Source organism: Arthrobacter sp. yr096 (assembly GCF_900108925.1).
Taxonomy (GTDB): Bacteria; Actinomycetota; Actinomycetes; order Actinomycetales; family Micrococcaceae; genus Arthrobacter.
Genome location: NZ_FNYI01000008.1, coordinates 139006 through 153514, shown reverse-complemented (window position 1 = coordinate 153514; position 14509 = coordinate 139006). Strand labels below are relative to the sequence as shown.

Here is a 14509-nt window from a genome sequence, read left to right as displayed (position 1 = left end):
CGCACGCTCCCGCCAAACCCTCTCTCACCTACCGCATGCTCCCGCCAAACCCTCTCTCACTTACCGCGGGTCTGCTACCCAACCCGTGAACAAGGGCATTCCCGTCTCCACGTGCACGATCTCGTACTGGAACGGGTGGTCGAGGATCAGCTCACGTTGGGGTTCAGGCCCTGCCGCTGAGCCCACGGCGTTTAGTTGGGTGACGGCCGACGCGATGGTGCCCTTCTCCGCCACCGTAATGTTGGCGGCCTGCGCAGCCTGTGTCAGTTTCATGTCCGGCTGGATGGCGTTGAAGTCCTTATCCGTGGACAGCATCTGGTTGAGTCCGAGTGTCTCGAAGACCGCCCTCAGCTCGAAGCTTGTCTTATGGTCCCACTTGGGTAACTGAAGGTGGACCATGTCCAGCGGGGCGCTGCTCAACTTGGCCGCCACCTCACCAAGCACCTCCGCCGAAACCGGAGCCGAACCTGACGAACCCGACGCACCGCCGTCGGGCAGTACCAATCGCATCACGAAACCCTCGGCGTACGGCAGGTCCACAGCCTTCCATCCGGGGGCCTCCGCGTAGGCCATGGCGAGCGAAGAGTGCATGGTTGGCACGGAGATTACCTCGTCGCCGGCCTTGGTGAAGGGGCGGTCGGCTGTGTCGCTGGCGTCGAACGGGGTCTCCCAGGCGGCGGCGAAGTAGAGGGCGTTGAGCAGGCTGAAGGTGTTGTCGGGATCGTAGTGTGCGGGCGCTTTCTTGATCCGCCCACCGGTGTTCTTGCTCACCCATTGGTCGATGGCCGGTTTGGTGGCAGCCTCGTCAGCGAAGTTCACTGGGTACACCCCCGTGCCGAAATGCTTGGCGAGCGTGGCCAGGTACTCCTCGCCCGTGGGCACGCCTTTATCCACGAACAGCCCGCTGGCAGCGTGCATCACCGGTTTGCGCGGCGGATTGTCCTCGTCCACTGAACCGGGGTCGCCGTCGAATTTTTCCAGGGAGGCGAGCAGAGCGTTCATCGCTTCCTCGCGCCCCTCGCCGGGCAACCCCAACACGGAATCCATCTCCGCAGCAGTGGCCCCCGAAGCCCCGGACCGAAGCATGCTCAACGCAATCAATAAGCTGGCGGGCGACGACACCACGTTGCCGTTGCCTGAATCGCCGCTATCAACAAGAAGCGCGGAGCCTAGCTTTCGCGCCGAAGCGTTGAACGCCTCAAGCTGCGCGGTGTAATCCACCGTTTCGACGGAAAGCCGCGTTACACCGTCGGCCGTTTGGAGTACGACGGCGGACGGCTGGCCGGAGCAGGCACTGACCGTTGCCGAGCCACTCACCATGGCGGCTGCCGCGATGGCCACGGCAGCTTTCCGGACTGGATTCATGACGGGTCCCCTCGCGTTTGTGTGCTCCTCACATGGTGCCCCCTTTCGGGGGCGGAACTCACGCTGGGTGAGCGAGGGTTCGCCAATTGTTGCCCAAAGGTGAGAGAGCGTCCCGCCCAAACACCCCAAAGGTGAGAGAGCGTCACGCCCAAACACGCGAAAGGTGAGAGAGCGTCAGCGCTCGGAGTGGGCCGCCAGGAAGGAGTACACCTCGGTCTCGTCCACGCCGGGGAAGGCGCCTGGAGGCATGGCGGCCAGCAGGTGCGAGTGCGCGCGGGCGGAGGGCCAGGCGTTACCGGCCCACTCGTTCGCCAGCGAGGCCGGGGGCCGCTTGCAGCAGTTGGGGTCCGGGCAGTTGGACGTGGCACGGGCCGTGGTCTCCCGGCCACGGAACCATTTCACATGCTGGTACGGCACGCCGATGCTCAGCGAGAACTCCCCGTTTGCCGATCGCTCAGTACGGGCCGTGCACCAGTACGTGCCCGACGGCGTATCCGTGTACTGGCTGTAGGCGCTGAACTTGTCCGGCACATCGAATACGGCGCGCGAGGTCCACGCCTTGCACGACGGCTGCCCCTCAATAGCCCCGGTGTGATCCTGCGGGAAGGTGACGCCATCGTTCTCGTAGGCCTTGTAGATGATGCCGGACTGGTGGGTCTTCTGGAAGTGCGTGGTGATGCCCAGGTGCTTGGTGGCCAGGTTGGTGAAACGGTGCGCAGCGGTCTCGTAGGACACAGCGAAGGCATCGCGAATGTCCTCCACAGCGATCTCCTTGGCCGCTTTGGCCTTCTGCAGGAAGTCCACCGTGGCCTGCTCCGGCAGCAACAGCGCCGCGGCAAAGTAGTTGGTGGCAACGCGCTGCGCCAGGAAATCTCCGTAGTTCCGCGGAGTTTCGTGGCCCAGGACGTAATGACCCAGCGCCTGGAGCAAAACAGACCGGGGATCGTGATCTTGCCGCTGGTTCTGCGTCAGATAAATTCTGCGGTTCTTCAAGTCCGTCACGGAGCGCGTCGAGTGCGGTAAATCCCCCACGTGATGCAGCGAGAAGCCGAGGTTCTCCGCGATGTCCGCAATGACGTGCTGACTGAGCGGACCGGCGGTGTAGCCAACCCCCTTGAGGACCTTCTGCGCCTCCGCCTCATACTCAGGGAAGTAGTTACCGCGCTCGCGCATCATGGCACGCAACTCACCGTTCGCGCGGCGGGCTTCTTCCGGCGTCGCCACTTGCTCGTTAAGTTTGCGTTCGAGCTCCTGAAGCAGCCCAACCTGCGACTCCAGCACATCCAGCGGAAGCCGCGAGCTGATGCGGATTTTCGGCAGGTTCAACGACTCATACAGCGGCCCGCGCTGGTACCGTTCCAACTCGATTTCCAAGGCCGCGCGACGACTCGGCGGCTCCGCGCCCAGGAGCTGATCGATGCTCACGTTGAGGGACGCAGCCAGCTGCTGCAGCAGCCCCAGCTTGGGTTCGCGCTTGCCGTTTTCGATCAGGCTCAACTGGCTTGGAGCGGTCCCGACGGCGGCACTCAAGTCGTCCAGGGTCAGCCCCGCCTGCTTGCGCAGATGGCGCACGCGCCGACCAAGGCTGATGACGTCCAGTTCAGGGGACGCAGGGGACAACGACGGCGATGCTACTTCGCGATTCCAGCTCACAGGCGACATTTCTTGAGAATACGCGAAGAAGTGCATTTCTTTCCATACTTTTCCTCTAGTAACCCTCTTGGAAGTGCAGAAAAGTAGGTCTTACGAAAAAGAAATAAAGATCCCGGACAAGCCGGCCGATGCAGCAAAGGCGCAGCGGAGGCCGGCCCGGGCACCACATAGGAGATCAAGATGACCGCATCATTTGAACCAGCAGAGCAGAGTGCAGAGCAGCAGGCCGCAGCGCTGGAACTTGAATGGTCCGCCAACCCGCGCTGGGAAGGCGTCACCCGTGATTACTCGGCCACCGACGTCGTCCGCCTCCGCGGTCGCGTCTCCGAAGAGCACACCCTGGCCCGCCGCGGTTCGGAGAAGCTCTGGAAGCAACTCACCGAGGAAGCTCCCACCGGCGGCTACACCAACGCACTCGGTGCCCTGACCGGCAACCAGGCCGTGCAGCAGGTCAAGGCCGGGCTCCGCGCCATCTACCTTTCCGGCTGGCAGGTGGCAGCTGATGCCAACCTTTCGGGCCAGACCTACCCGGACCAGTCCCTGTACCCGGCCAACTCGGTACCCCAGGTTGTCCGCCGCATCAACAACGCCCTGCTCCGTGCAGACCAGATCGAGTATGCCGAGGGCGTCAAGACCGTTGAAGACTGGCTGGTCCCGATCGTGGCCGACGCCGAAGCCGGTTTCGGTGGCCCGTTGAACGCTTACGAGCTCATGAAATCCATGATCACCGCAGGTGCCTCGGGCGTTCACTGGGAAGACCAGCTCGCTTCCGAAAAGAAGTGTGGCCACTTGGGCGGCAAGGTCCTCATCCCCACCCAGCAGCACATCCGGACCCTGAACGCAGCCCGCTTGGCAGCCGACGTCGCCGACACCCCGACGGTGGTCATCGCCCGCACCGACGCCGAAGCAGCAACCCTGATTACCTCCGACGTTGACGAGCGCGACCAGGAATTCATCCTCCGCGAAGGCGGACAGCCGGTCCGTACCGCCGAGGGCTTCTACAAGGTCCGCAACGGAATCGAGCCCTGCATCGCCCGCGCCAAGGCCTACGCACCATACTCCGACCTCATCTGGATGGAGACCGGCACCCCGGACCTGGAACTGGCCCGCAAGTTCGCCGAGTCGGTCAAGGCCGAGTTCCCGGACCAGATGCTCTCCTACAACTGCTCCCCGTCCTTCAACTGGCGCAAGCACCTGGACGACACCACCATCGCGAAGTTCCAGCGCGAACTCGGTGCCATGGGCTTCACGTTCCAGTTCATCACCCTGGCCGGCTTCCACGCCCTGAACTACTCCATGTTCGACCTCGCCCACGGTTACGCCCGTGAAGGCATGAGCGCGTACGTCGAGCTCCAGGAAAAGGAATTCGCCTCCGAGTCCCGCGGCTACACCGCCACCAAGCACCAGCGCGAAGTCGGCACCGGCTACTTCGACGACATCGCAACCGCGCTCAACCCGAACGCATCCACCCTCGCACTGGTCGGATCGACCGAAGAGGGCCAATTCCACTAACCAACACGCCCACGGTGAGCTGTTCGCTTCGCTCACCGGAAGGCACGACGGCGGCACTCGCCCCAGCGGCCGAGCGTCCGTAACCGTCTGGTCGGGTGATCCGGAAGCGTGCGTAAAAGGGGCCCTGTCCCGGCCGCCGGCCGAGCCCCGCGAGGCCATGCGGCCGGGATGGGGAATAGCACGCGGAGGATTGCCCGACCCGGCACCTCAAGGCGACCCAACCGCCCCAAGTGGCGAACGCCGTCGAACATTTGCTTCCCATAGGAGAGATTGAAATGAACAGCTTCACTGACAACTTCACTATCAATGGCATCACTATCACCGCGCAGCCCATTTGCCGGCAGAACGAGGTCCTCACGCCGGACGCCCTTGAGTTCATTGGCAAGTTGCACAGGGCTACGGCGGATCGTCGTCAGGAGCTGATGCAGGCACGGCACACACGTCGTGGGCAGATCGCCGCGGGCCAGGATCCGCGGTTCCGCCCGGAAACTGAGGGTATCCGCAATGATCCGTCCTGGCGCGTCGCTCCCCCGGCACCGGGCTTGGAGGACCGCCGTGTGGAGATCACGGGTCCGGTGGACAAGAAAATGACCATCAACGCCCTGAATTCGGGTGCGAAGGTGTGGCTGGCTGACATGGAGGACTCGTCCACCCCGACGTGGCGCAACGTCATCCAGGGGCAGTTGAACCTGACGGATGCCTTGGAACGTCGGATCGATTTCACCACCCCCGAGGGCAAGGAATACAAGCTCAAGTCCGCCGAGAACCTGCCCACCATTGTGGTCCGTCCCCGTGGCTGGCACCTGCCGGAGAAGCACATGCTCATTGACGGCAAGCCGATCGCCGGCGGCATTGTGGACTTCGGCCTGTTCTTCTTCCACAACGCCCGCCGCCTGCTGGCCCAGGGCAAGGGGCCGTACTTCTACCTGCCGAAGATCGAGAACCACCTCGAAGCACGGCTGTGGAACGACATCTTCGTCCTGGCCCAGGACCTGCTGGGCATCCCGCAGGGAACCATCCGCGCAACGGTACTGATCGAAACCATCACCGCCGCTTTCGAGATGGAAGAGATCCTGTACGAACTCCGCGACCATGCGAGCGGTTTGAACGCCGGCCGCTGGGATTACATCTTCTCCCTGATCAAGAACTTCCGCACCCGTGGTCCGCGTTTCGTGCTCCCGGACCGCGGCCAAGTGACCATGACCCAGCCGTTCATGCGCGCCTACACCGAGCAACTGGTCCGGGCCTGCCACCGCCGCGGTGCCATGGCAATTGGGGGCATGGCTGCCGCTGTTCCCAACCGCAAGGACGAGGCCGCCAACCAGGCGTCGTTTGAGAAGGTCCGGGCGGACAAGACCCGCGAAGCCAACGACGGCTTTGACGGCTCGTGGGTGGCCCACCCGGACCTGGTGCCGGTATGCCGGGAAGTTTTTGACTCAGTTCTCGGAGACCGGCCCAACCAGCTGGACCGCTCCCGTGAGGACGTCACTCCCGACGACCGCGCCTTGATCGACATTGCCAGCACAGAGGGCACCATCACAGAGGGTGGCGTTCGCCTGAACATCGAGGTAGGCATCCGCTACATCGAGTCCTGGCTGCGGGGCAACGGTGCGGTAGCAATCCACAACCTCATGGAAGACGCCGCCACAGCCGAGATCTCCCGCTCCCAGCTGTGGCAGTGGATCCACTCCCACGCCATCATCGAGAACGGCGACATCATCACCCGTGAATGGGTGGAGGACCTGCTGGACGAGGAATTCGCCCGCCTGGAACGCTTCGACGGAGACCGGTTCGCTGACGCCCGCGCCATCTTCGAGGAAGTCACCCTGGCAGAAGAATTCCCCACCTTCCTGACCATTCCGGCGTACGCCCGATTCCTCACCGAGGCCCGTGAAGAGGCCACGGAAGAGGAGCTCGTCGCCGCCTAGGTCCAAGACCTGGGTAAACGACACATCAAGCCCCGACGCTGGGCTGCCTGCACTCTTCGCAACAAGTGACCCCGACCGTCGGGGAGGCAGCCCAGCAACGGGGCTTCTCCATGTCCGGAGCTCACCCCACTTCGACGACTCGCTGCACACAAGACGCTTCCTACCGTCGAATGCGCAGGGAACCATCGAATCGGGCACGCCCGAGCTAGCGCTGCCGAGCCACCCAACGCACGGACAAGGTGGTGCACACGCAGAACGCGAGCACCGAGCCGAGGATCACGAACAACGGCACCGTCCACCCATTGGAAACACTGTGCACGTAGCCAATAATCGTGGGCGCCAAGGCAGCAAAGCAGTAACCCACGCCCTGAACCACAGCTGACATCTTGCCGGCGGCGGCCTGTGAATGAGCGAACTTGATGATGGCAATGAAGATCACGGTGATGCCACCGCCCTGGGCAACGCCGCCCAGCGAGGACCACATCCACCACCACGAAGGCGCCAGCAACAAGCCCACGGGAACCGTCAGCCACAACGCGCTCAAGGTGACCGCCACCGTCGTCGTACTGGCGAAGCGGGCCAGGAGCGGGACACCCAAGCCGCCCACAATCGCGAAAATCTGGAACAGCGATGAACCTGCGCCGGCTTGGGCGGTGCCCATGGCGAGTTCGTCCGACAGGAAGCTGGGCAACCACGCCGTGACGCCGTAGTAGGAGAAGGCCTGCCCCGCGAAGCCGAGTGTCAGGCCCACCGTCAACCAGCCCACACCCGCAACGGGGCCGGACGAGGACGCCGGAGGAACAGGAACAGCTGCCGGAACAAAGGCCCGGCGCGCCCCCACGGTGGGCACCCAGAACAGGATGGCCGCCAACGACAACAGGGCGCTCGCGGCCAGGGCCAGCCTCCACCCCACCAGCTCAGCCAGGGGTGCAGTGGCCACGGAAGTGAGGAACGAGCCGATGTTGAGGGCGGCCGTGTACACACCCATGGCCGTTGCCTGACGCCTGGGCGCAAAGTCGCGCCGGATGATGAGCGGCACCGCGATGTTGCCAATGGTGATGGCCACACCGATGATGACCGTGCCGGCCATGACCAAGGCACTGCCGCCACTGGAGCGGATCACCACGCCGGCCAGCACACCGATCAGCGTGAGCATCACGGCGAATTCAGCTCCGAGGCGTCGTCCGGCCAGCGAAGCCAAGGGGGACGCGAGGGAGAAGCAGAGTACGGGAATGCCGGTCAGCAGCCCCAGTTCCACCGGCGAGAACCCCAGATCCTGCCGCAGGGAATCCACCACGGGGGCCACGGCCACAAAGGGTCCGCGCATGTTGAGGGCGATGAGGCCGATGCATGCGAGGATCAGCCAGCCGCGGGGAATTTTGGCAAGGAAAGTAGACATCACTTTCATTGCTATCACGCCGCTGCCCGTGATCCGGCACCAAACAAGGCTTAGCCCGTTGCTTGGAGCATGGCCTCAATCACTGCCGGAGACAGGACATGCTGGGTGACCATCTGGCTGGCACCGAGGATGGCGGCGCGGTCGCCGGCCATGGAAATGCCGATGCGAAGGTGCGTAGTGGCCAGCGGCAGGGAGCGCCGGTACACCACTTCGCGAATGCCGGCCACCAGGTGTTCGCCGGCTTCTCCCACGCTGCCGCCGATGATGATCATGGACGGATTGAGCAGGTTGACCACGGTTGCCAGCACATCGCCAACATCACGCCCGGCCTGCCGCAACGCCTGAATGGCCTGCAGATTGCCCTCGCCCACCAGCCGCAGGACGTCAGCGCCGGTGGAAGCGTCCAGCCCTTGGGATTGCAGTTGACGCGCGACGGCGGGACCTGAGGCCAGCGCTTCGAGGCAGCCATGGTTGCCACAACGGCAAAGGACGTCGTCGCCGCGGGGAACCCGGACGTGGCCGAGGTCGCCGGCAGTGCCGTTGGCGCCCCGCTGCAGTTCACCGCTGCTGATGATGCCCGCGCCGATGCCGGTGGCCACCTTGATGAACAGGAAGTTGTCATGGTCCGGCCAGTACGCGGTTCGTTCGCCGAGGGCCATGATGTTGACGTCGTTGTCCACCAAAACAGGAACGGGCAGCGAGCGCTGGACGTACGTGACGACGTCGAATCCGTCCCAGCCGGGCATGATGGGCGGCTTCACCGGCCGCCCGGTGTCGTGCTCAACAGGCCCGGGCAGTCCGATGCCCATGCCGGCGAGGTCGCCAAGTTCGCGGCCCGCTTCGGCGAGAAGTTCACGGCCGGCGGCGACCACGCGGCCCAGGACAATCTCAGGTCCGTCGGCGACTTCTTGCGCGAGTCGGCGTTCGGCGAGGATGCTGCCGCCGAGGTCGGTGACGGCAACAATCACGTGGGTGGCGCCGACGTCGACGGCCAGGACGACGCGCGCGGCGGGGTTGAAGGCGAAGCGCGACGGCGGCCTGCCGCCGCTGGAGCTCGCCTCGCCGGCGGGTCCCACCAGTCCGGAACTGATCAACGCGTCAATGCGGGAGGCGACTGTGGACCGGGCCAGCCCCGTGGTGACTGCCAGTTCTGCGCGGGTACGTGCTTGGCCGTCGCGGAGGAGTTGGAAGAGATCGCCAGCGCGCGAGAGATTGCCGGCCTCCAGGACGGAGGCATTTCCGGCGTCGTTTGCGGTGGCTGTTGTCATGCCTTTAGTGAAGCACGATTGCTTATGCGTGTCATGCAACAGAAGTTTGTCGGCAATATTTCAACTTTTGCTTGACGCTCGTCAAAAGTCCCCCTAGGTTGTGATGAGCAGCACATCAGTCCGCTTACGAAGAGGTAACTGAACTTGTCCAGCCAGCCAAAGGCACCGCAGCAGGCACTTCCCACACCCATTGGTGTTGGCATCCTCGGCGCCGGCCCGGTCACCCAGGCCATCCACTTGCCATCCCTCGCCCGACTCGGCGAGATCCTCACAGTCCGCCACATCATGGACGTGGACCCGGCCGTCGCTGAATCGGTGGCAGCCCGCGTGGGCGCAGCACACAGCACCAGCATCGACGCACTCCTTGGCGACCCCGCTGTGGAAATCGTTGCCATCTGCAGCCCGCACCAGTTCCACGCCGAACAGGTCATCGCCGCCTGCCGCGCCGGAAAGAAAGCGGTCCTCTGCGAGAAGCCCTTCGCCATGAACGCGGAAGAGGCCGCACAGATCTCTGCGGTCAGTCAGGAAACGGGTGTCCCGATCATCGTGGGCGCCATGCACACCTTTGATCCGGGCTGGCTTGCCGCCCAAGAGAACTGGGATGACCTTCCTGAGACAGCCCACACCATGCGCTCCTCGATTGTCCTGCCGCCCAACGCACGTTTTGAAGACTTCGCCACAGAGGTCATCACCCGTCCGGCAGGCGGCACGCCTGACTACACGGACCCGGAGGTCATCAAGGGCGCACTCCGCGGCGGCGTCATGGGCTTGGCCATCCACGACCTCCCTTTGATCCGCAGGTTCACTCCTGACTTCAAGGACATCGAAGTGCTCGAGGCACGCCATGTCCGCCCCTTCGGCTATGTGATCTCACTCCGCACCCCCACGCGGACCATCGAGCTCCGCGCCGCCATGAACAACACCTGGAAGCCGGAATGGAGCTTTGAGGCTTTCTCCGACGACGCTGCCCTCCGTATCGACTTCACCCCGTCCTACGTCCAGGCGGGCTCCGCCGTGGCAGCCTTCACCCGTGGGTCGCAGACAACAGTGCACGGGCCCTTCGATCACAACGGCTACGAGGGTGAATGGCGTGAACTCGCTGCCCTGGCCGCCGGCACCAAGCAGCCACCGTCCGCGCAAACCCTGATTGATGATCTGACCTTTGCGCTGGACATCGCCGACGCAACGGTGGCCAACGTCGAGAGCCGGCACGCAGTTGCCGAAGGAGCCCACGCATGAACGCCGGCGCGGAATTCACGCAGTACACAGTCCGGGCAACGCCCGAGGCGCAGGAAGCCGGCGCCGTGGCACTGGCAGTGGCATCACTTCCCGAGTCCTTCGGCCCGGCCGCCGACGGAAACCACGCCGATGTCCAGGTCATCGCCGGTCGGCCCGGGTGGACCGCGCAGGCTGTGGAAGCCATCGCCGCGGGAGCCCGCGGCCTGGTGGTGGTGAACCCTTCGCCTGAAAACGTTGACTCTCTGGCTGAAGCCGCCGCACGACACAACACTGTGGTGGTCCTGGACCAGCGCTGGGCCTCCAACCCGGCCATCAATGGGGCCGAGGACGCAGTCCGTTCCCAGGCGGGCCGCGCCGCGGTCCTCGACACCGTGGCCACCGCTCCGGTGGGAACCGACTCCGGTGGGCTGCTCGCGGACCATCTTGCCGCCGTCGTACGCATTGCGGGACCGCTGGCGAACCTCCGGCGCCTCAGCCGCGGACCTCACGGCTACACCACGACGGCGGTACTCGCCAACGGCGCCCCGGTCGCCTTGCAGGGCGTGGTGTCGAACGCACGCCCTGCTGCGCTGGACTTCCGCCTGTTGACCGACGACGGCGGCGTCAGCGTCACACTGCCGGAACCAGTGGCTGCCTGGCCGGCAACGGTCACGGTCACCGGTCCACAAGGCGAACTGCTTCTTCCCACGATCTACGAATCTGCACACCGCGCCACGTGGCGCCGGCTCAAGGAACACCTCGACGCCGGCACCATTCCCTCCGATCTGCACCGCTTCGCGGCGCTCACGGAATCCATCACCGCCCTTACCTGACCCGAGCTTTACAACAAACAGCACTACCAGTCATTCAGTACGCATTGCCCTCCTCAAAGTTGAGCTGGACCGGCAAACATACGCACATCCTGCGTTGCCTGTCCCGAAAGGAATCACTATGAATGTTCAATCCGCAGCCTCCCGTTCCTTCTCCCGCCGCGGCTTCCTCGGCTTGACCGCGGCAGCAGCTTCAGTGCCGCTGCTGGCCGCATGCGGTGGCGGCTCAGCCACACAGGGCGGAGGAGGTGGCGCTGGTGGAACGGTCAAGTTCTGGGACATGCCGTGGGCCACTCCCGCGTACAACGACGCCGCGAAGAAGATCGCTGAAGGCTTCTCCGGAGCGAACAACGCCAAGGCCAATTACCAGATCATCCAGTGGAACAACTTCTACCAGACGTTCTCCTCGGCCATCGCGTCCAAGACCGGCCCAGCAGTATCCACCGGTGGCGGCTTCCAGGCATTCCAGTTCGAGCAGCAGGGCCAGATCGCCTACGCGGACAAGGTCATTGAGAAGATGAAGTCCAACGGCCAGTTCGACGACTTCCTGCCCGGCGTGCTGGACCCGTTCAAGTCTGACAAGGGTTACGTAGCTGTTCCCTGGCAGCTGGATATGCGCGTCTTCTGGTACCGCAAGTCCCTGTTCGAGAAGGCAAACGTGGCACTGCCCACCGACTGGCCTTCCCTGTTGGAGGCCGGTAAGGCCCTGAAGAAGCTCGGCGCGTTCGGCTTCGCCACCGGTGCAGGCTCGGGAAACAACTACGGCAACCACTCGATGATCATGATGATGGTCAACAACGGCGGCGGCGTCTGGAACAAGGACGGCGAGCTGGACCTCCTCAATGACCGCAACGTCGAAGCCATGGAATTCGTCCTAGAACTCGTTTCCAACGGCATCGTGGATCCCGCCGCGGTCAGCTACACCACAGACAACATGTCAGCACAGTGGAAGGACGGCAAGGCAGGGTTTGGCCTGTTCCAGGTCAACGTTCCGCAGCGCGTGGGTGACACCTCAGGCGACCTGCTGGTGGCAGACCCCATCACCGGCCCGCACGGCGACAAAGCCACCATCGTGTTCCCGAACAACATCATGATGTACAAGAACACACCCTCCCAGGAAGCTTCCGAAGAGTTCCTGGTGTACTACCTGGGCCAGCTCAAGGAACTGTGGAAGCAGAAGCTCATGTCCGCGCTCCCGGTCTTCAAGTCCATCACTGAAATCCCCGAATTCGCAGATGACCCGAACAACGTCAAGATCGTCAAGGACTGGCAGCCCATCGCCAAGACGTTCGCTGCCCAGGGCTCCACGCTCAACGCCAACCTCGCAGCCCTGGACGGCGGCCAGGCACTGAACCAGTTCAGCCAGTCGATCCTGACCGGCCAGGCAACCGATGCCAAGACCGCCCTGCAGACCTTCCAGTCCGGCCTCGAGTCGGTCCTGAAGAAGTAGAACGGTACCTGCCATGTCATCAACCACCGCACCATCAGGCCTGTCCCGGGCCCGCCGGGGGCTTGCCCCCGGCGGCTCGGGGGCCTCCCCCGGGCGCAAGAGCAAGCTCAGCGCCCAGACCACCAGAACGTTCTTCTGGCTCCTCATACCTTCAGTGGTCCTGCTGGTCCTGATCCACGGCTACCCGCTGATCCACGCCGCAGTCCAGGCGACCCACGACGGCGACCTGCTCCAGACCGGCAACTTCGTGGGCGGCGAAAACTTCGCCAATGTCCTGTCCTCCCCGGCGTTCTGGAAGGCAGCACAGTTCACGCTCTGGTTCACCATTGTTGGCGTGTTTGGGTCCTGGCTTGTGGGCCTGGGGCTGGCGCTCCTGCTGCGCACCAAGATCCCCGCGGGCAACACCTTCAAGGTCCTGCTGCTCCTGCCGTGGGTTGTGCCGATCGTGGTCTCCTCCACGGCGTGGAACTGGTTGGTTGCCACTCCTGACAGCCTCATTCCCTCGATCTTCCGGGGCTTGGGCCTGGGCACTCCGTTGTTCCTGGCGGACCCCACGCTCGCCTCCATCACCGTGATGGTGTTCAAGGTGTGGGTCAGCTTCCCCTTCATGATGATGATGATCTCCGCGGCCCTGGCCTCGGTGGACACCACGGTCTACGAGGCTGCCAGCATGGACGGCGCCTCCAAGTGGCAACAGTTCACCCAGATCACCCTGCCGCTGATTGCCCGCTCCACGTACATCTCGTGGATCCTCATGACGATCTTCTGCGTCAATGACTTCCCCACCATCTACCTGCTCACTGGTGGCGGCCCCGTCAGCGCCACCACCTCCCTGGTTGTCCTGGCCTACCGCACGGTCTTCCAGGACTTCGCTACCGGCCCCGGTGTGGCCATCGCCTTCCTCATGACCATGACCCTGGTGGTCATCTCCGTCATCCTGTACCGCCAGATCCGAAAGTCGAGCGTCGAATAATGAGCGCTGTACTCCACGCCCACCCCGAATCCGGCCCGGCCCTCGGCATCACCGACACCGGCAAGACCCGCCGGGTCCTTTCCGAAGCCGGCATGCGCGGACGCTGGTGGCGCTTTGTCCTGATCCTGGCCATCACGGTGATCGTCCTGGTCCCCATCATGGTCACCGTCGTCCTGGCCTTCACCCCCGGACCCACCAGCACGGCCACCGGCTTCACTTTCGAGAACCTCGCCAACGTCTTCAACGGCACGCTGGCCGCAACGTGGCTGCAGAACAGCCTGGTCACCACGCTGTCCACAGTGGTGGTCTCCGTGGCAGTGGCCGCACCCGCCGGCTACGTCCTCTCCCGCGGACGGTCCAAGGCAGTCTCCGGATACTCGCTGCTGCTGTTCGTCATGCAGTCCCTGCCGATCATCACCTCGGTGGTCCCGCTGTTCATCCTCTTCGCGGGCATGGGCTTGGTGGACAACCTGTTGGGCATCACCATCATCTATGTCGGCTCCACCATGACCGTGGCCACCTGGATGATGGCCGCCTACTTCGACTCCATCCCCATCAGCCTCGAAGAAGCATCCTGGATTGATGGCTGCTCGGTGTTCGGGTCCTTCACCAAGGTTGTGCTGCGCAACTCTCTGCCCGGCATCCTCTCCACCGCCATCTTCGCCTTCCTGCTGGCCTGGAACGACTACCTCGTGGCGATCGTGTTCCTCCGCTCCAACGAGATCTTCACGCTGCCCATGGGCGTCCAATCCTTCTTCCAACAGAACGCCACCGACTGGACATCCGTGATGGCCCTGGCCGTCGTGATGATGCTCCCGCCGATCATCGTCTTCGCCACGCTGAACAAGTACTTCAGCGTCGGCGGCATCGGCGGATCCCTCGCCGGGCGCTAACTAGACTGGCGCCAAGTCCC

The 14509-nt window shown here is 63.9% G+C and carries 11 protein-coding genes; 7 read left to right on the top strand and 4 right to left on the bottom strand.

Annotated features, from left to right (window positions below; genetic code table 11):
* Positions 1 to 60: 60 nt before the first annotated feature.
* Together BMY91_RS19020 and BMY91_RS19015 are read right to left on the bottom strand one after the other, a co-directional pair.
* Entirely contained in the window at positions 61 to 1365 is a 1305-nt protein-coding gene (locus tag BMY91_RS19020; protein ID WP_090824767.1) for a serpin family protein, read from the bottom strand.
* Positions 1366 to 1539: 174 nt separating this feature from the next.
* Positions 1540 to 3054, bottom strand: coding sequence for an XRE family transcriptional regulator (locus BMY91_RS19015; protein ID WP_090824765.1), 1515 nt, complete (start codon positions 3052 to 3054; stop codon positions 1540 to 1542).
* Positions 3055 to 3198: 144 nt separating this feature from the next.
* Here BMY91_RS19015 and aceA point away from each other — a divergent pair, with 144 nt between their 5' ends.
* Both aceA and aceB read left to right on the top strand, forming a co-directional pair.
* Entirely contained in the window at positions 3199 to 4530 is a 1332-nt protein-coding gene (gene aceA, locus BMY91_RS19010; RefSeq protein WP_089593676.1) for an isocitrate lyase, read from the top strand.
* 275 nt (positions 4531 to 4805) lie between these two features.
* Complete coding sequence (gene aceB, locus BMY91_RS19005; protein ID WP_090824764.1) at positions 4806 to 6458, top strand: malate synthase A; 1653 nt, start codon at positions 4806 to 4808, stop codon at positions 6456 to 6458.
* A 205-nt stretch (positions 6459 to 6663) separates the two neighbouring features.
* Here the strand turns inward: aceB and BMY91_RS19000 are convergent, their stop codons facing one another.
* Both BMY91_RS19000 and BMY91_RS18995 read right to left on the bottom strand, forming a co-directional pair.
* Positions 6664 to 7857, bottom strand: coding sequence for an MFS transporter (locus tag BMY91_RS19000; protein ID WP_090824762.1), 1194 nt, complete (start codon positions 7855 to 7857; stop codon positions 6664 to 6666).
* A gap of 50 nt (positions 7858 to 7907) precedes the next feature.
* Positions 7908 to 9125: an ROK family transcriptional regulator gene (locus BMY91_RS18995; RefSeq protein ID WP_090824760.1), complete on the bottom strand. Its 1218-nt coding sequence runs from the start codon at positions 9123 to 9125 to the stop codon at positions 7908 to 7910.
* A gap of 144 nt (positions 9126 to 9269) precedes the next feature.
* Here BMY91_RS18995 and BMY91_RS18990 point away from each other — a divergent pair, with 144 nt between their 5' ends.
* From BMY91_RS18990 to BMY91_RS18970, 5 genes are all read left to right on the top strand, one after another.
* A complete protein-coding gene (locus BMY91_RS18990; RefSeq protein WP_256212832.1) occupies positions 9270 to 10364 on the top strand; it encodes a Gfo/Idh/MocA family protein in 1095 nt (364 codons plus the stop codon).
* Positions 10361 to 11176 (top strand): hypothetical protein, encoded by an 816-nt coding sequence (locus BMY91_RS18985; protein ID WP_090824758.1) that lies wholly within the window; start codon positions 10361 to 10363, stop codon positions 11174 to 11176. The genes BMY91_RS18990 and BMY91_RS18985 overlap by 4 nt, the downstream gene beginning before the upstream one ends.
* A 118-nt stretch (positions 11177 to 11294) precedes the next feature.
* Complete coding sequence (locus tag BMY91_RS18980; protein ID WP_090824756.1) at positions 11295 to 12623, top strand: ABC transporter substrate-binding protein; 1329 nt, start codon at positions 11295 to 11297, stop codon at positions 12621 to 12623.
* Positions 12624 to 12636: 13 nt separating this feature from the next.
* Positions 12637 to 13596, top strand: coding sequence for a carbohydrate ABC transporter permease (locus tag BMY91_RS18975; RefSeq protein WP_090824755.1), 960 nt, complete (start codon positions 12637 to 12639; stop codon positions 13594 to 13596).
* The gene (locus BMY91_RS18970) at positions 13596 to 14489 is read left to right on the top strand and encodes a carbohydrate ABC transporter permease (protein WP_090824753.1); all 894 of its coding nucleotides are present in this window, start codon (positions 13596 to 13598) and stop codon (positions 14487 to 14489) included. The genes BMY91_RS18975 and BMY91_RS18970 overlap by 1 nt, the downstream gene beginning before the upstream one ends.
* Positions 14490 to 14509 lie beyond the last annotated feature (20 nt).